Source organism: Streptomyces sp. NPDC014870, from assembly GCF_043081505.1.
In the GTDB taxonomy this organism is placed as follows: domain Bacteria; phylum Actinomycetota; class Actinomycetes; order Streptomycetales; family Streptomycetaceae; genus Streptomyces.
Window position 1 is genome coordinate 787,605 of the sequence record NZ_JBIBWQ010000003.1, and the last position, 16,252, is coordinate 803,856.

Annotated in this window: 15 protein-coding genes; 5 read left to right on the forward strand and 10 right to left on the reverse strand. The window is 72.7% G+C overall.

Annotation, left to right across the window (positions count from 1 at the left end; all coding sequences use genetic code 11):
* Positions 1-300: 300 nt before the first annotated feature.
* Positions 301-1,005 (forward strand): M23 family metallopeptidase, encoded by a 705-nt coding sequence (locus tag ACF09C_RS12370; RefSeq protein ID WP_392091329.1) that lies wholly within the window; start codon positions 301-303, stop codon positions 1,003-1,005.
* A gap of 14 nt (positions 1,006-1,019) precedes the next feature.
* Here ACF09C_RS12370 and ACF09C_RS12375 read toward each other — a convergent pair whose 3' ends face one another.
* Positions 1,020-1,574, reverse strand: a complete 555-nt coding sequence (locus tag ACF09C_RS12375) for a helix-turn-helix domain-containing protein (RefSeq protein WP_362414178.1) — start codon at positions 1,572-1,574, stop codon at positions 1,020-1,022.
* A gap of 139 nt (positions 1,575-1,713) precedes the next feature.
* Between ACF09C_RS12375 and ACF09C_RS12380 the strand changes: the two genes are divergently transcribed.
* A complete protein-coding gene (locus ACF09C_RS12380) occupies positions 1,714-3,303 on the forward strand; it encodes an MDR family MFS transporter (RefSeq protein WP_392091330.1) in 1,590 nt (529 codons plus the stop codon).
* A gap of 84 nt (positions 3,304-3,387) precedes the next feature.
* Here the strand turns inward: ACF09C_RS12380 and cseC are convergent, their stop codons facing one another.
* The 6 genes from cseC to ACF09C_RS12410 all read right to left on the reverse strand — a co-directional run bounded on the left by cseC (position 3,388) and on the right by ACF09C_RS12410 (position 8,626).
* Positions 3,388-4,704: a two-component system sensor histidine kinase CseC gene (gene cseC / locus ACF09C_RS12385; RefSeq protein ID WP_392091331.1), complete on the reverse strand. Its 1,317-nt coding sequence runs from the start codon at positions 4,702-4,704 to the stop codon at positions 3,388-3,390.
* Positions 4,705-4,736: 32 nt separating this feature from the next.
* Positions 4,737-5,441: a two-component system response regulator CseB gene (gene cseB, locus ACF09C_RS12390; RefSeq protein WP_392091332.1), complete on the reverse strand. Its 705-nt coding sequence runs from the start codon at positions 5,439-5,441 to the stop codon at positions 4,737-4,739.
* A 28-nt stretch (positions 5,442-5,469) separates the two neighbouring features.
* Positions 5,470-6,174, reverse strand: coding sequence for a hypothetical protein (locus ACF09C_RS12395; RefSeq protein WP_392091333.1), 705 nt, complete (start codon positions 6,172-6,174; stop codon positions 5,470-5,472).
* Positions 6,162-6,725, reverse strand: a complete 564-nt coding sequence (locus ACF09C_RS12400; protein ID WP_362414168.1) for a SigE family RNA polymerase sigma factor — start codon at positions 6,723-6,725, stop codon at positions 6,162-6,164. The genes ACF09C_RS12395 and ACF09C_RS12400 overlap by 13 nt, the downstream gene beginning before the upstream one ends.
* A 287-nt stretch (positions 6,726-7,012) precedes the next feature.
* On the reverse strand, positions 7,013-7,939 hold the full coding sequence (locus ACF09C_RS12405) for an A/G-specific adenine glycosylase (RefSeq protein ID WP_392091334.1): 927 nt from the start codon (positions 7,937-7,939) through the stop codon (positions 7,013-7,015).
* A 33-nt stretch (positions 7,940-7,972) separates the two neighbouring features.
* Positions 7,973-8,626, reverse strand: coding sequence for a phosphatase PAP2 family protein (locus ACF09C_RS12410; RefSeq protein ID WP_392091335.1), 654 nt, complete (start codon positions 8,624-8,626; stop codon positions 7,973-7,975).
* A gap of 159 nt (positions 8,627-8,785) precedes the next feature.
* Here ACF09C_RS12410 and ACF09C_RS12415 point away from each other — a divergent pair, with 159 nt between their 5' ends.
* Positions 8,786-9,613 carry a hypothetical protein gene (locus tag ACF09C_RS12415; RefSeq protein WP_392091336.1) on the forward strand — a complete coding sequence of 276 codons (828 nt, stop codon included), beginning with the start codon at positions 8,786-8,788 and terminating at the stop codon, positions 9,611-9,613.
* A 103-nt stretch (positions 9,614-9,716) separates the two neighbouring features.
* Here the strand turns inward: ACF09C_RS12415 and disA are convergent, their stop codons facing one another.
* Together disA and radA are read right to left on the reverse strand one after the other, a co-directional pair.
* The gene (gene disA / locus ACF09C_RS12420) at positions 9,717-10,775 is read right to left on the reverse strand and encodes a DNA integrity scanning diadenylate cyclase DisA (protein WP_362015852.1); all 1,059 of its coding nucleotides are present in this window, start codon (positions 10,773-10,775) and stop codon (positions 9,717-9,719) included.
* Positions 10,776-10,942: 167 nt separating this feature from the next.
* Entirely contained in the window at positions 10,943-12,334 is a 1,392-nt protein-coding gene (radA, locus tag ACF09C_RS12425) for a DNA repair protein RadA (protein ID WP_392091338.1), read from the reverse strand.
* Positions 12,335-12,508: 174 nt separating this feature from the next.
* On the opposite strand from radA, the gene ACF09C_RS12430 reads away from it, so the two are divergent.
* Positions 12,509-14,239 carry a hypothetical protein gene (locus tag ACF09C_RS12430; RefSeq protein WP_392091339.1) on the forward strand — a complete coding sequence of 577 codons (1,731 nt, stop codon included), beginning with the start codon at positions 12,509-12,511 and terminating at the stop codon, positions 14,237-14,239.
* Here ACF09C_RS12430 and ACF09C_RS12435 read toward each other — a convergent pair.
* Positions 14,236-15,210, reverse strand: a complete 975-nt coding sequence (locus ACF09C_RS12435; protein ID WP_392091341.1) for a hypothetical protein — start codon at positions 15,208-15,210, stop codon at positions 14,236-14,238. The two genes, ACF09C_RS12430 and ACF09C_RS12435, sit on opposite strands and share 4 nt — an antisense overlap.
* A 40-nt stretch (positions 15,211-15,250) precedes the next feature.
* Between ACF09C_RS12435 and ACF09C_RS12440 the strand changes: the two genes are divergently transcribed.
* Complete coding sequence (locus ACF09C_RS12440; RefSeq protein WP_392091343.1) at positions 15,251-16,183, forward strand: Ppx/GppA family phosphatase; 933 nt, start codon at positions 15,251-15,253, stop codon at positions 16,181-16,183.
* Positions 16,184-16,252 lie beyond the last annotated feature (69 nt).

Consider the following 16,252-nt stretch of genomic DNA (forward strand, 5'->3'; position numbering starts at 1 on the left):
GGGCGTCGCGCCCGGGTCTTTGGTCCCAAGACCCCCCGAACCGTGCGCTGAGGGGCCTGATGGATGGTTTCGGGCGAGTCCGACGTGCGGATAAACCAGTTCTCTTGGGTTGGTATGTCCGATTTCGAAGGTGGAGGAGTCGGGCGTCAAGGGCTGAACTTCCCCGCCCGCCGCTACGACGCAATGTCGTAGATGGGGTGGTTTACGCCGGATGGGGGTCCGGGTTACCAAGGATGAGCAACAGCCCGCCCGGTGCGCCGCTCGCATCGGGTCCCTTTCTGTCCGGAGGTTTTCCCCCGTATGTCGAAGCGCGTTATGAACCCCGCCGCCCGAGTCACCGCCGTCGCTCTCGCCACCGCGGGTCTGGGAGTGTCGCTGGTGGCCGGAGCAGGGTCCGCCTTCGCCGCCGAGGGCAAGGCCACCATCGCGACTGCCGCGACCGGTGCGTCCGCTGCCGTCGCCGCGCAGGCCGACGCCCAGGCGCACGCCGCCGCCACCATCAAGGCCGCCGCCGAGAAGGCCGCCGCGAAGAAGGCGGCCGTCGCCAAGGCGGTCAAGGCCGCTCCGGTCGCCGCCAAGAAGGCCCCCTCCTGGGTCAAGCCGGTCGGCGGCTACACCCTGACCGCCAGCTTCAACCAGGGCGGCGCCATGTGGGCCCACAAGCACTCCGGCCAGGACTTCGCCGTCCCGGTCGGCACCCCGGTCAAGGCCGCCGGCGCCGGTACCGTCGTGAAGGCCGGCCCGAACGGCGGCGGCGACGGCCCCGCGTACGGCAACGCCATCGTCGTCAAGCACGCCAACGGCAAGTACTCGCAGTACGCGCACCTGTCGAAGATCCAGGTGCACGTCGGCCAGAAGGTCGGCGCCGGCCAGAAGATCGCCCTGTCCGGCAACACCGGCAACTCGTCCGGCCCGCACCTGCACTTCGAGATCCGTACGACCCCGAACTACGGCTCCGCCCTCAACCCGGCCGCGTTCCTGCGCTCGGTGGGCGTCAGCATCTGACACACAGCATCTGATCAGGCGTGATGCGCCTGGCTCAGCAGATCGAGGGCGACCTCGAGGACGGCTTCGTGCTTCTCCTCGAGGTCGCCCTCGACGTTCTGCATGAAGAAGGTGCCGGCGTGCAGCGTGAAGATCGCGCTCACGCACCGCACCCGGTCGACCGTCGCGAAGTCCTCCTCCTGTACCAGGCCCGTCAGCTCGATCATGCGCTCCTTGAACGTCAGCCCGATGCTCAGCTCCCGCACCGTGGCCTGGTTCTCCTGCATGAAGCGGAAGAGCGGGGCCGCGGCAAGGAGCGCCTGCTGGTAGCGGCGCAGGATCTCCTGGCGCGTCTCCAGCGTGCGGGGCTGCGTGCGCGCCCACTCGATCAGCTCGTCCATGGGGCGGGTGAGGTCCTGGAAGAGCCCGATGAGGATGTCTTCCTTGGTCTTGAAGTGGTAGTACAGCGCCGCCTTCGTGACGTCGAGACGCTCGGCGATCTCCCGCAGCGAGGTCTTCTCGTACCCCTGTTCGGCGAAGAGTTCGAGAGCCACGTCCTGGATGCGCTGGCGGGTGTTGCCTCTGGCCATGGTCTGCTCGCTCCCACACTCTCTTACTTACTTGACGCCCGGCTAGTTACGGGTCTACCGTCCCCAGTGTAGTAACTAGCCGGTCGGCAAGTAAGCGCCCAGGTGGGTGCCAGGAGCGGGAAACACAGGAGCGCGGGACATGACCACCACACCAGAACCCAAGGCGGCGGCGGAGGCGTCTCAGGAGGCGGAGCAGCCGCGCAGCGTCCGCGTCGTCCTCCTCGCCCTGATGATCGCGATGCTGCTCGCGATGCTCGACAACATGATCATCGGCACCGCGATGCCGACCATCGTCGGCGAGCTCGGCGGCCTCGCGCACCTCTCCTGGGTCGTCACCGCCTACACCCTGGCCACCGCCGCCTCCACCCCCATCTGGGGCAAGCTCGGCGACATGTACGGCCGCAAGGGCGTCTTCCTCACCTCGATCGTGATCTTCCTGATCGGCTCGGCGCTCAGCGGCATGGCCCAGGACATGGGCCAGCTCATCGGCTTCCGTGCCGTCCAGGGTCTGGGCGCCGGCGGTCTGATGGTCGGCGTCATGGCGATCATCGGCGACCTGATCCCGCCCCGCGAGCGCGGCAAGTACCAGGGCATGATGGCCGGCGTGATGGCCCTCGCCATGATCGGCGGACCGCTGGTCGGCGGCACCATCACCGACCACTGGGGCTGGCGCTGGTCCTTCTACATCAACCTGCCGCTCGGCGCCGTCGCCCTCGCGATGATCACCGCGGTGCTCCACCTGCCGAAGAAGCAGCGCGACCGCTCCATCCGGATCGACTTCCTCGGCGCCGGGCTGCTGACCGTCGGCATCACCGCGATCGTCCTCGTCACCACCTGGGGCGGTACGGAGTACGCCTGGGGCTCCGCGACCATCGTCGGCCTCTCGGTCACCGGTGTCCTCGCGCTCGCCGCGTTCCTCCGGGCCGAGACCCGCGCCGCCGACCCGGTCGTCCCGCTGCACATCTTCCGCAGCCGCAACTTCACCCTCATGTCGGTGATCGGCTTCCTCACCGGCTTCGTGATGTTCGGCGCGGTCCTCTTCCTGCCGCTCTTCCAGCAGTCCGTCCAGGGCGCCTCCGCCACCAACTCCGGTCTGCTGCTCCTGCCGATGCTGCTCGCCATGATGGTCGTCTCGCTGATCTCCGGCCGGATCACCACCAACAGCGGCAAGTACAAGATCTTCCCGATCATCGGTACGGCCCTGATGGTCATCGGCCTGTTCCTGCTCGCGCAGATGGACACCGGCACCTCCCGCCTGACCTCCGGCGTCTACATGGCGTTGCTCGGCGCCGGCATGGGCTTCCTGATGCAGATCACGATGCTCGTCGCGCAGAACAGCGTCGAGATGAAGGACATGGGCGTCGCCTCCTCCTCGACGACGCTCTTCCGCACCCTCGGCTCCTCCTTCGGCGTCGCGATCATGGGCGCGCTCTTCACGAGCCGCGTCCAGGACGAGATGGCGGCCCGCGGCGGCTCCGAGCTGACCCAGCAGTCCGCCCAGCTCGACGCGGCCTCCCTCGCGAAGCTGCCCGAGGCGCTGCGCGAGGCGTACCAGCACGCGGTGGCCGCCGGTACGCACTCGGCCTTCCTGGTCGGCGCCGCGGTCGCGGTCGTCGGCTTCGTCCTCGCCTTCCTGGTCAAGGAGGTCGCCCTGCGCGGCGCCGGACCGGAGGCGAAGAAGCCGCAGACGACGGACGGCGAGCAGCCGAAGGTCGCCGAGACGGTCTGACCGTCCCGTACGCGAGAGGGCCCCGGCACATCCGATGTGCCGGGGCCCTCTCGTGCGTACGTCTCTCGGCCCTTTGTACGACCCTCAGTCCGCGAACTTGATCATCGGGAAGCTGCCCGTGTTCGTCGGCGCGTGGTCCGGCAGCCAGAGCACCGCGATCGCGCCGCCCGCGCCCTCCGGCGTGCCCTCGGGAGCCGCGTTCCGGAAGGTCAGCCGGGCCCCGAGGACCCTGGCCTGCCCGGCCGCGATCGTCAGGCCGAGCCCGTGGCCCTGCCCCGCGCGGTCGCTCGCCCCGGTCCTGAACCGGCTCGGGCCCTCGCGCAGCAGCGCCTCGGGGAAGCCGGGCCCGTGGTCCCTGACCCGGACCACCCGGCCCTCGACCGTGACCTCGACCGGCGGCTTGCCGTGCTTGGCCGCGTTCGCGAGCAGGTTGCCGAGGATCCGCTCCAGGCGTCGGGGGTCCGTGCTCACCCAGGACTCGTGCACCACGTGCACGACCGCCTCCGGGTCGAGCGCCCGCACCCGGCGCTCCACGAACTCCCCGAGCGCGATCTCCTGCAGCTCGGCGCGCTCCGACGCGCTGTCGAGCCGGGCGACCTCCAGGACGTCCTCGACCAGCGTGCGCATGGCCTGCGCCCGGTCCCGTACGAGTTCGGTGGGGCGCCCCGGAGGCAGCAGCTCCGCCGCCGTGAGCAGACCGGTCACCGGGGTGCGCAGCTCGTGCGCGATGTCGGCGGTGACCCGGCGCTCGGCCTCGATCCGCTCCTGCAGCGCGTCGGTCAGCGCGTCCACCGCGCGGGCCAGCTCGTCGGTCTCGTCGCGGACGACCCCGCCGATGGCGTCCCGTACCCGTACCTCCGTGTTGCCCTGCGCGACCCGGCCGGCCGCCGCGGCGGCCTTGCGGAGCCGGCGCGAGAGCTGGCCGCCGATGAGCACACCGAGCGCGCAGCCGCCGAAGACCACGGAGACGGAGCCGATGACCAGCGCGCGGTCGAGGTCCTTCATGATCGCCGCGCTGCGGTCGGCGAACGGGATGTGCAGCGACAGCACGTCGCCGTTGGCGAGCGGCACGGCCGCCCAGACGTCGGGCGGACCGCCGTGGCTGTGCTCCTGGACGAACGTGCCGCGCCGGTTGTCGCGCATCAGCTGATCGAGCTCGGGCGGCAGCATCGGGTCGTTGATCTTGGTGCCGAACCGCGGCTCCTTCGGCTTGGAGCCCTCGTACATCCGCTGTGCGAAGAGGAGCCGCTCCATCTGCACCTCGCGCGCGTTGTCGAGCATCGAAACGCGCGCCGAGTTGTGGACGACCAGGCTGAGCGTGACCGCGATGAGCGCGCCCACGGCCGCGATGGCGACGGCGATCTTCCAGCGCACGCCGGTACGCAGGGCGGGCGGCCTCATCTGCCGACCTGCTTCTCACACATCAGCGACTGTCATCCCTTGAGCTTGTAGCCGAAGCCGCGGACCGTCTCGATCCGGTCCTGGCCGATCTTGGTGCGCAGCCGCTGCACATGGACGTCCACCACCCGGGTGTCGCCGCCCCAGCCGTAGTCCCAGACCCGCTCCAGGAGCTTGTCCCGGGACAGAACCGTGCCCGGCGCGGTCGAGAACTCCAGCAGCAGCCGCATCTCGGTCGGGGTAAGACCCACCTGCTCGCCGCCCCTGCGGACCTCCATGCCCTCGGTGTCGACCTCCAGGTCCCCGAAGACCAGCAGGCCGCCCTCCGGGCCCTCGTCCCCGCCCGCGTCACCGGGCGCCGGGCCGCCGGCATGGCCGAAGCGGCGCAGCACGGCCCGGATCCGGGCCACGAGCACGGAACCGTCGAAGGGCTTGGTCACGTAGTCGTCGGCCCCGGCCTCGAGACCCAGGACGACGTCGATGGAGTCGGCCCGCGCGGACAGCATGATCACCGGCACGTTCGACTCGTCGCGGATGCGACGGCACAGGCTCACCCCGTCCATGCCCGGCAGCATCACGTCGAGCAGCGCGATGTCGGGGCGGTCCGCCCGGAACGCATCGAGGCCCGACAGGCCGTCGGGCATGGCGGTCACCACGAAGCCGTCCCGCTCCAGCGCCAGCTGGGTGGCCTCGCGGATGACGTCGTCGTCCTCGACGAACAGCACATGGGTCTCGGCCATCGCGCGCCCTCTCACTTCACGTTCTCGTTCAGCTGCCGCTCGGCTCCGGCGTCGCGGGGCCGTCGAGGCCACCGTCGCCGACCGCGCGGCTGTAGTCGTTGTGCACCCAGTCGTGCTGGGAGAACCTGCTGCCCGACCAGCGGTACGTGATCACGTCCTCGCCCGAGGGGTAGGCCACCGGGTCGCCCTTGGCGTACACCTGCTTGGTCACCACGAGGTCGCCCCGGTCGATCGTGGCGTACACGGCCGCGTCCTCGACCATGAAGACGTTCTTGTAGCCGTCGCCGTTCTCGCGGTACACGAAGGTGCCGATACCGACGGCGTCACCGCAGGTCATCACGTTGACGACGACATCGGGCGAGGTCCCGCCGGTCAGGTTCCCGTACGAGGTGTCCACCGGGTACGCGTCGGCCACGCAGGGCTTGAGATCGTCCTTCAGCCGGGGCCCGATCTTGGGGTCGGCCTTGAGCAGTGCGATCGGGTCGACCCGCTCGGCGGGCATCTGGCCGGAGGACGGCGCGGGGGAGACCGGCGCGGGGGAGGCCGAGGCCACCGCGTCGGTGCGGGCCGCGCCTTCGTCGCGGGAGCCCGTACCACCGGTGGAGCAGGCGGTCAGGAGCACGGCGACGGCGGCGAGCACGGTCACCGCCGTGATGCTCGCCGCCGTGAGGGTCCGGCGGCGCGGGCCGCCGGACCCGTCGTCGCCGTCGATTCTGGCGCCTAGGCCGCGCACCGGTCCTGCCCCCGTTCGTCACGTCGTACGGTCGAGCGCTCCAGAGCACGGGCGTCGGCGACGCCACGGCTCTCCAGTTCCTGACGCAGTCGGGCCAGGGCGCGGTGGAGCGTGGACTTCACCGTACCCGTCGACATACCGAGCGCGGCGGCCGTCTCCTCCGTGCTCATCTGTTCCCAGTGGCGGAGCACGACGACGCTGCGCTGCTTCGGGGCGAGCACCTTGAGGATGTCCATGAGCAGCGCGCGGTCGGCGTGCTGCTCGGTGGCGTCGTCGACGGACGCGTCGGGCAGCTGCTCGGTGGGGACCTCGTCGAGCTTGCGGGCCCGCCACCACTCGGTACGGGTGTTGATCATCACCCGGCGGAGGTACGCGTCGGCGAGCGACTTGTCGGCGATGCCGTCCCAGCGGCCGTACGTGCGGACGAGGGCGGTCTGGAGGAGGTCCTGCGCGTCCACCGGGTCGGGGACGAGCCGGCGGGCGCTGCGCAGCAGCGCGTCCTGCCGAGTGCGTACGTACTCCTCGAAGTCGAGCACCTCGCCGTGCGACATACCGACCGCCTCCATCCCCGTGACCAGCTCGTTTGCTTGACGTCGATGACGCTACGGAGCTGTTGTCACGAGGTTGTGCGCCCCAGCCGTCGGCGGACGCACGGCTGTCCATCGGTTGTGTAACAGGGCGCTGGAGTGGGTATAGGGCCTGGCTCGCCAGGCCGCGGACCGCAACGGACCTGGTCCCGCGGGCCGCCGCGGACTCGGGCCTGTGGCCCGCCGCGGCACAGGTCTTCGGACCCATGTGCCGCGGGCTCAGGCCTCCGGACCCGTGCGCCGCCGCGGACTCAGCCCTGCGGCAGGCGGTACTCCGCGTCGTCCAGCGGCTCGACGAGGCCGTCCGCGACGAGGCCGTCCAGTGCGCGGGCGCGCTGCACCGGGTCGTCCCACACCGCGTCGAGCGCGGCCTGGGAGACCGGCCCCGGCGAGTCCCGCAGGACGGCGAGCAGCCGGCCCCGCACCTGGCGGTCGGTGCCCGCGTACGTCTGCCCGCGCCGGGGCGGCCCGTCGTGGGCGGGCTTCCCGGCCAGCCGCCACGCGCACAGCTCGGCGATCGGACACCGCGCGCAGTCCTCGTTCTTCGCCGTGCACACCAGCGCGCCCAGCTCCATCGAGGCCGCCGCCCAGCGCGCCGCCGTCGCCTCGTCCTCGGGCAGCAGCTCCCGCGCGAGCCTGCGCTCGGCGGCGGTCGTGGCGTTCGGCGGGTACTGCACGCCCGTCGCCGCCCGGGCGAACACCCGGCGGACGTTCGTGTCGAGGACCGCGTACCGCTGCCCGTACGCGAACGAGGCCACGGCCGCCGCCGTGTACTCCCCGATCCCGGGCAGCGCGAGCAGCGCCGCGTGCTCGCTCGGCACATCGCCGCCGTGCCGTTCCGTTATGGCCACCGCCGCCGCGTGCAGCCGCAGCGCCCGCCGCGGGTAGCCGAGCCGGCCCCAGGCGCGGACGGCCTCGCCCGGCGCGTCGGCGGCCAGGTCGGCGGGGCGCGGCCAGCGCGCCAGCCACTGCTCGTACACCGGCAGGACCCGGACGACCGGGGTCTGCTGGAGCATGAACTCGCTGACCATCACGGACCACGCGCCCGCCTCGGGGCGCCGCCAGGGCAGGTCGCGGGCGTGCCGGTCGAACCAGGCGAGGACGGGCCCGTGCAGGGCGGCGGGCGCCGCGACGGCCGGGGCTTCGAACACGGGGGTGGGGGCATCGGTGGAAGTCATCGCACCCCCGATCCTGGCACGTCCACGGCGCGTTCAGTACGCGCCGTGGCGCACACCCCCGGGGCGCGTGGAGGCGTGCGGGCGCGGCCCACGCCCGGCGCACCACACCACGGCGCCGCTCCGGCTCGACCGTGCCGCCTCCACAAGGGCCAGGACCGGCCGGTTCGCGCCCCTGACGACCAGGAAGGCGACCGCCCCGCCGAGCAGCAGGCCGACGACCACGTCGTGCGGGTAGTGGACGCCGACGAAGACCCGGGAGAACGCCATGAGCAGCGCCATCGGCACGGTCAGCCACACGATCCCGCGCCAGGAGAGCGCGAGGGCCACGGCCGCCGCGCCCGCGATGGCCGCGTGGTTGCTGGGGAAGGACCAGTCGCCGGTCGGCGGGCACGGCACGAGCGAGGCGGGCGCCCCGGCGACCGCACGGCACGGACGCTCCTCGTCCACCACCGACTTGAGCGCCTCGCTCACCACGTACCCGAAGGCGGTCGCGAGCGGGGCGAGCAGCGCGAGGGCCATCGCGCCGCCCGGCGCGGTCCTGGCGCGCCACCAGCCGGCCAGGAACAGCACGCCGAAGAGCAGCAGTCCGGCCTCCGTCCACACCTCGGCGAGGAGCTGGAACCAGTGCGGGGTGGCGTGGGCGAAGTCCGTGACCTCGCGATAGAGATCGTCCGAGAGGGTGTCCATGACGGCCGACGCTAGGCCGCCGCCGATGGCCGGCACCCGAGCCGAAGGACCACGACGACCCCTGACGAAAGTGGGGTGGATGTGATCATCGGCAAAACTTGACGCCTGGGGCGGCGGGTGGGGCGGGAGTTGGCGCCGATCTCTCGTAAGGTTCGTGGCGTGGGATCACTGCGCAATCCGGTCGGGCCGCTTCCCTCCTCCATCTACTGGCGACGGAGGGCGGTCGCGCTGTGCCTGATCGTCCTCGTGGCGCTGGTCGCCCTGTGGGCCGTCACCTCCGGTGGCGGGGGCGGGAAGAAGACCGACGACGCCGCCAACGGCGCTTCTCCCGCGCCCTCGATCACCCCCGGGCCCTCCGGTTCGGGTCCCGCGATCAGTGAACAGCCGGGAGGCCGGGACGAGTCGGGCGACTCCGGCGAGAACGCCGGAGGCGACGGCGGCACGGACGCCGGTACCGGTACGAGCGCCGGCACGGGCGCGGACGCCGGTGCGGAGGGCGGCGGAAAGAACGGCGACACCGACGGCGCGGGCGGCGACGGCGGCGCGGGAACGGGCGCGGGACAGCAGGTTCCGGCCAATTCTCCACTGCCTAACTGCGCCCCCGGAGCAGTGCAGTTGACGCTGCGCACCGCCCAGGTCTCGTACGAGGCGGGCGAGAAGCCGCGCTTCCAGCTGGTCGCCAGGAACACCTCGGCCTCCGACTGCAAGGCCGATTTCGGTCCGAAGAACGCGGTTCTGACGATCAGTGACAACCAGGACGACGACGTCTGGTCCTCGAAGGACTGCCCGCGCGCGGCTGGCGCCGTCCTGCTCCGGATCCCGGCGAACGCGACGATCACGCACACCGTGGAGTGGGACCGGACCCGCAGCGCCCCGCAGTGCGCCACGCCCCCGGCCGGCCCGGTGGGACCCGGGACGTACCTGGTGGAGGCGGCCGTGCCGGGCGCGAAGGTGGCTCCGGCCTCGTTCACGCTCGCCAAGGAGTAGGGCTCGACCTCACGGAGAAGGGGCGGTACGGGATCAGATCCCGTACCGCCCCTTCCGTATGACGTACCGATCCGTGACGGTCAGACGTACCGCTCCGGAACGGTCAGACGTACCGCTCGAGAATCGAGGACTCCGCGAGTCGGGAGAGGCCCTCGCGGACGCTGCGCGCCCGCGCCTCGCCGACGCCGTCGACCGTCTGGAGGTCGTCGACGCTGGCCGCGAGCAGCTTCTGCAGGCCCCCGAAGTGCTCCACGAGCCGCTCGATGATCGCGCCGGGCAGCCGCGGCACCTTGGCGAGGAGCCGGTAGCCGCGCGGGGAGACCGCGGAGTCGAGGGTCTCGGGGGAACCGCTGTAGCCCAGGGCCCGGGCCACGATGGGCAGTTCGAGCAGCTCGGCGTGGGAGAGCGCGTCGAGTTCGGTGAGCGCCTCCGCGACCGTGCGCGAGCGCTTGGCCGTCGGCTCCGGTACGTAGTCCCGGACGACGAGCTCGCGCTCGGGCTCCACGCCCGCGATCAACTCGTCCAGCTGGAGCGAGAGAAGCCGGCCGTCGGTGCCGAGCTCGACGACGTACTCGGCGATCTCGGTGGCGATCCGGCGGACCATCTCCAGACGCTGGGCGACGGCGGTGACGTCCCGGACCGTCACCAGGTCCTCGATCTCCAGTGCGGAGAGCGTGCCGGCGACCTCGTCGAGCCGGAGCTTGTAGCGCTCCAGGGTCGCGAGCGCCTGGTTGGCCCGGGAGAGGATCGCGGCGGACTCCTCCAGGACGCGGCGCTCACCGTTCACGTAGATCGCGATGAGCCGCATCGACTGGGAGACGGAGACGACCGGGAAGTTGCACTGCTTGGAGACCCGGTCCGCCGTGCGGTGGCGGGTGCCGGTCTCCTCGGTGTGGATGGAGGCGTCCGGGACGAGCTGGACGCCCGCCCGGTGGATCTTGGAGATGTCCTTGTCGAGGACGAGCCCGCCGTCGAGCTTGCACAGCTCGCGCAGGCGCGTCGCCGTGAACTCCACGTCCAGCACGAAGCCGCCGGTGCACATCGAGTCCACCGTCTTGTCCATGCCGAGCACGATCAGACCACCGGTGTTGCCCCGCAGAACGCGCTCGAGGCCGTCACGCAGTGCGGTGCCGGGAGCGACCGCGCTGAGGGCCGCGCGCATCAGCGCTTCGTTCCCGTCCTTGGCTGCCACTGCTCTCCTCCGGCTCGTACGGATGGGCGAGACCAGGGCAAAGTCTAGCGACACCGCCCCGCGCGGGATTCGCACACCGTTTGCTCCCGTCCGTCAGGACCTTCGCTCCCGTCCGTCAGGACCGTCGCTCCCGTCCGTCAGGACGTCTCCGCGGGCCGCCTCCCCCTGGGGAGCACCCGCAGCGCGTCGCCCATGTCGGCCACCTCCGTGACCTTCATGCCCGCCGGGACCTTGCCCGGGTCGGCGGGGACGAGGGCGTGCGTGAAGCCGAGCCGGTGCGCCTCCGCGAGGCGGCGCTGCACGCCCGTCACCCGCCGCACCTCGCCGGCGAGCCCCACCTCGCCGATCGCGACGAGGTTCTTCGGGAGCGGTGTGTCGCTCGCGGCGGAGGCCAGGGCGAGCGCGATGGCCAGGTCCGCGGCGGGCTCGGAGAGCTTCACGCCGCCCACCGTCGCCGAGTAGATGTCCCGCTTGCCGAGCGCGCTGATCCGGCCGCGCTGCTCCAGAACGGCCAGCATCATCGAGACCCGGGAGGTCTCCAGACCGGACGTGGTCCGCCGGGGCGACGGGATCTGGGAGTCGACGGTCAGCGCCTGCACCTCGGCCACCAGCGGCCGGCGGCCCTCCAGCGTGACCGTCAGGCAGGTGCCCGGCACGGCCACGTCGCGCCGGGTCAGGAACAGGCCCGAGGGGTCGGCCAGGCCCGTGATGCCCTCGTCGTGCAGCTCGAAGCAGCCGACCTCGTCCGTCGCCCCGTACCGGTTCTTCACGCCCCGGACCAGGCGCAGGCGCGCGTGCCGGTCGCCCTCGAAGTGCAGGACGACGTCGACCAGGTGCTCCAGGAGGCGGGGGCCCGCGATGGCGCCGTCCTTGGTGACGTGGCCGACCAGGAGCGTGGACATGCCGCGCTCCTTGGAGGCCCGGATCAGGGCGCCCGCGACCTCGCGCACCTGGGCCATACCGCCCGGCGCGCCGTCGATCTCCGGGGAGGCGACCGTCTGCACCGAGTCCATGATCAGCAGGGAGGGCTTGACGGCGTCGAGATGCCCGAGCACGGCGGACAGGTCGGTCTCCGCGGCCAGGTACAGGTGGTCGCTCAGCGCGTTGATGCGGTCCGCGCGCAGCCGGACCTGGCTCGCGGACTCCTCACCGGTCACGTACAGCGTGCGGTGCTCGTCGCTGGCCGCCTTCGCGGCGACGTCGAGCAGCAGCGTGGACTTGCCGACGCCGGGCTCGCCCGCGAGCAGGACGACCGCGCCGGGCACCAGGCCGCCGCCCAGGACCCGGTCCAGCTCGTCCACGCCCGTGGAGCGCGCGGTGGCCTGGCGGCCGTCGACCTGGCCGATGGGGAGCGCGGCGGTGGAGACCCGGCCCGCGGCGGTGGTGCGGACGGCGGGCGTGCCGTACTCCTCGACCGTCCCCCAGGCCTGGCACTCGGGGCAACGGCCGAGCCATTTGGCGGTCGTCCAGCCGCACTCGGTGCAGCGGTAGGACGGCCGGTCCTTGGCGGATTTCGTACGGGCAGCCATGCGCCACACCGTAGCGGCCCCCACTGACAGCGGGCGCGGAGCCGGTCGGGGGGCCGGCGCACGGCCCGCGGAATGCCGTGTTCGTGTCCCCTTTTGAGGGATACCTTCACCCGTAAGGATTAAAAGTGTTCAACCGGTACGAAGAGTCCGCCCCGTCCTGCCTACGGTCGCCCAGTGACGAGCAGCAGGCTGGAACCCCCCACCCACACCACCGGCGCACACCGGGCGCACCGGCGGGCGGCCGAAAGCCCCCGCACTCTCGGTCAGCAGCCGCCCGCGCGCTACGAGGCGTATCTGGACGGCCTGTTCACCTACTGCCTCTCCGTGCTGTGCGACCACGACGCGGCGACCGCCGTCCTCGGTGACGTCCTCGCCGTCGCCGAGCGCCACCGCGGCCGCTGCCCGGCCGACGAGGACGGGCGCAGGGCCTGGCTCTACGCGCTCGCCCGCTGGGCCTGTCTGCGCAGCCTCGGCGAACAGCGCGCCAAGCGGCAGGGCGGCGCGCACACCGGCCGCCCGCCCGTCGCCGCGCCCGAGCCGCCCCCGGTCTCCGAGGAGGTCGCCGAGCGCCGCCGCGCCGAACTGGCCCTCCTCGCCTGGCCGGAGGCCGCAGGCACCACCCCCGAGCAGCGCGAGGCGCTGGAACTCGCCGTCCGGCACGGCCTCAGCCACCGCGCCGTCGCCGCCGTGCTCTCCCTCGACCCGCTCGCCGCCCGCGAGCTGCTCTCCTCGGCCGCCTGCGAGGTCGAGCGCACCCGGGCCGCCCTCGCGGTCGTCGAGACCGGCAACTGTCCCACCGTCGCCCGGCTCACCGGCGACCACCAGGTGCTGCTCTCCACCGCCCTGCGGGCCGAGCTCGTCCGCCATGTCGACGACTGCCCGCGCTGCCGCCGGGCCGCCGAGCGGGCGGGCGCGAGCGCCCCGTGGCCCGGCGCGACCACGCCCACCCCGGCCCGGCTCCCGCTGGTCGAGGCGCCGAGGGCGGCCGCCTACGTGGCGATGCTGCACGTCCCACGCGCGCGTGCGGGCGCCCCGCGCTTCGGGCCGGCCGGATTCCCCCTGGACCCCAAGGACCACGCGGCGCGCCGCGACCGGATGCGGGCCCGCGCGGTGACGACGACGGTCGTGGCCGCCGTCGTCGCGGCGCCGGTCCTCGCCCTGTGGGCCTCGTACCGCGGTGGTCCCGTCACGGGCGAGGCCGGCGCCGGCGCGCCGGTCAGCGCGAGCGAGGCGGACGAACCGGCGGGCCTCGACGGCTCCCCGTACGACCACTACGAGAACGCGGGCAACGCCCGCACCACCCCCGATCCGCGCTTCACCCAGGGCAGCCGCTCCCCGGACGTCTCCGTCGAGGTGATCAGCCCCGGCGGCCCGGTGGGGCCCTCGGCGCCGGGCGAGGCGGGCCCGGGCCGGATCACGGTCACGGCGAAGGGCGACGGCGACACGACCCTGCTCACCCTCACCGCCTCCGGCGGCTCGCCCGTCTCCTGGGCGCTCTGGTCGGACGCGCCCTGGCTGTACGTGAACCAGGCCTCGGGCACCCTGCGCCCGGGCGAGTCGGTGACGGTACGGATCTCCGTGGACCACGCGCGCGAACCCGCGGGCGCCTGGTCCGCCCGGGTCGGCGTGAACCCCTCGGGCGCGGTCGTCCGGATCGACGGCCGCGGGGCCACCACCCCGCCCCCGACGACGGAGGAGCCCCCGCCGACCACGGAGGAGCCGACCACCCCGCCGCCCACGACGGAGCCTCCGACGACGCCCCCGCCGACGACGGAGGAGCCGCCCCCGACCACGGAGGAGCCGACGACCCCGCCGCCCACGACGGAGCCGACCCCGACGACGGAGCCCCCGACGTCCACGGACCCGGGAACCCCGACCGGTTCGGACTCGCCGCCGCCCTCCTAGGTCGTGTCCCTATGAGCGGGGCGGGTCCGCCGGGCGTCCTGGCCCACCGGGTCCGCCGGGTGCGGAGCCACCAGCGGGAGCTGGGAGGAGAGCCGTGCCTCGCACAGCTCGACCAGCACGTCGTACGCCGCCTTGCCCATCAGCTCGGTCAGCTCCGGCCGGTACGTCACGTACACCGGCTCCCCGGCCCCGTGCGCCGAGGTCGCCGACGTGCACCACCAGTGCAGGTCGTGACCGCCGGGGCCCCAGCCCCGCCGGTCGTACTCACCGATCGACACCTGCAGGATCCGGGTGTCGTCGGGCCGGTCGATCCAGTCGTACGTGCGGCGCACCGGCAGCTGCCAGCAGACGTCCGGCTTGGTCTCCAGCGGCTCCTTGCCCTCCTTGAGGGCGAGGATGTGCAGCGAGCAGCCCGCACCGCCCGCGAACCCGGGCCGGTTCTGGAAGATGCAGGAACCCTTCCAGCGGCGGGTCTGCCGGTCGCCGTCGTCGTCGAGCTGGACCCAGCCCGACTCCGTGCCGACGTCGTGGAACTGCCACAGCTCCGGCGTGAGCCGGTCCACGTACGAGGCGACCCGCTTCTCGTCGTCCTCGTCGGAGAAGTGCGCGCCGAGCGTGCAGCAGCCGTCGTCGGCGCGGCCCGCCTGGATGCCCTGGCAGCCGCTGCCGAAGACACACGTCCAGCGCGAGGTCAGCCAGGTCAGGTCGCAGCGGAAGACCTGTTCGTCGTCGGCCGGGTCGGGAAACTCGACCCAGGCGCGCGGAAAGTCCAGGCCCTTCTCGTCCGGCTCGACGTCCGCTCCGGGCGCCGCCGCGCCCTGCTTCGTGGCGACCTTGGCGACCTTCACGGCCTTCGCAGCCTTCACGGCCTTGTCGCCCTTGGAGGTCGTGAGGTCCTTGGGGGGCTTGGGAGCCTTCGTGGCGCTGTCGCCGCTGTCTTTGCCCGGCTTCGCCTTTTTCGTCTTTGGCACACGCCAAGCGTATGCGCGCGGGCGCAGTAGCGTTCCGTCCATGAGACTCGGAGTCCTCGACGTCGGTTCGAACACAGTGCACCTGCTGGTGGTGGACGCCCACCCCGGCGCCCGACCGCTGCCCGCCCACTCCCACAAGGCGGAGCTGAGGCTGGCGCAGCTCCTCGACGCCGGGGGCGCCATCGCTCCCGACGGCGTGGAGCTGCTCATCGCCACCGTCCGGGACGCGCTGGGCGCCGCCGAGGACAAGGGGTGCGAGGAGGTCCTGCCGTTCGCGACATCGGCCGTGCGGGAGGCGACGAACGCCGACGCCGTGCTGGCCCGGGTCAAGGACGAGACCGGCGTCGACCTCCAGGTCCTCACCGGCGAGGAGGAGGCCCGGCTCACCTTCCTGGCCGCCCGCCGCTGGTTCGGCTGGTCCGCCGGCAAGCTGCTGCTGCTCGACATCGGCGGCGGCTCGCTGGAGATCGCGTACGGCATCGACGAGGAGCCGGACGCGGCGGTCTCGCTGCCGCTCGGCGCGGGACGGCTGACCTCGGGCTGGCTGCCCGGCGACCCGGCGGCGGAGGCGGACGTACGGGCCCTGCGCCGCCACGTACGGGCCCAGATCGCCCGTACGGTCGGCGAGTTCAGCCGCTTCGGCAAGCCCGACCATGTCGTGGCCACGTCCAAGACCTTCAAGCAGCTCGCCCGGATCGCCGGCGCCCCCGGCTCGGGGGAGGGGCTCTACGTCGACCGGCTGCTGACCCGCAGGTCCCTGGAGGAGTGGGTCCCCCGGCTCGCCGTCATGACCGTCGACCAGCGCGCCGCCCTGCCGGGTGTCTCCGAGGGCCGCGCCCCGCAGCTGCTCGCGGGCGCGCTCGTCGCCGAGGCCGCGATGGACCTCTTCGGCGTCGACGAGCTGGAGATCTGCCCCTGGGCCCTGCGCGAGGGCGTGATCCTGCGCCGCCTGGACCACCTGCCGGAGGAGTAGCCGCCGGGGGAGGGCGTGGACGGACGGTCGGTCGCCCGGGGGACGGCGCGGACCGTCGGTCGGGCGCCC

Coding starts and splice junctions, on each gene's coding strand:
- ACF09C_RS12370 (WP_392091329.1), top strand. CDS start 301: ATGTCGAAGCGCGTTATGAACCCCGCCGCCCGAGTCACCGCCGTCGCT.
- ACF09C_RS12375 (WP_362414178.1), bottom strand. CDS start 1,574: ATGGCCAGAGGCAACACCCGCCAGCGCATCCAGGACGTGGCTCTCGAA.
- ACF09C_RS12380 (WP_392091330.1), top strand. CDS start 1,714: ATGACCACCACACCAGAACCCAAGGCGGCGGCGGAGGCGTCTCAGGAG.
- cseC (WP_392091331.1), bottom strand. CDS start 4,704: ATGAGGCCGCCCGCCCTGCGTACCGGCGTGCGCTGGAAGATCGCCGTC.
- cseB (WP_392091332.1), bottom strand. CDS start 5,441: ATGGCCGAGACCCATGTGCTGTTCGTCGAGGACGACGACGTCATCCGC.
- ACF09C_RS12400 (WP_362414168.1), bottom strand. CDS start 6,725: ATGTCGCACGGCGAGGTGCTCGACTTCGAGGAGTACGTACGCACTCGG.
- ACF09C_RS12405 (WP_392091334.1), bottom strand. CDS start 7,939: ATGACTTCCACCGATGCCCCCACCCCCGTGTTCGAAGCCCCGGCCGTC.
- ACF09C_RS12410 (WP_392091335.1), bottom strand. CDS start 8,626: ATGGACACCCTCTCGGACGATCTCTATCGCGAGGTCACGGACTTCGCC.
- disA (WP_362015852.1), bottom strand. CDS start 10,775: ATGCGCGCGGCCCTCAGCGCGGTCGCTCCCGGCACCGCACTGCGTGAC.
- radA (WP_392091338.1), bottom strand. CDS start 12,334: ATGGCTGCCCGTACGAAATCCGCCAAGGACCGGCCGTCCTACCGCTGC.
- ACF09C_RS12440 (WP_392091343.1), top strand. CDS start 15,251: ATGAGACTCGGAGTCCTCGACGTCGGTTCGAACACAGTGCACCTGCTG.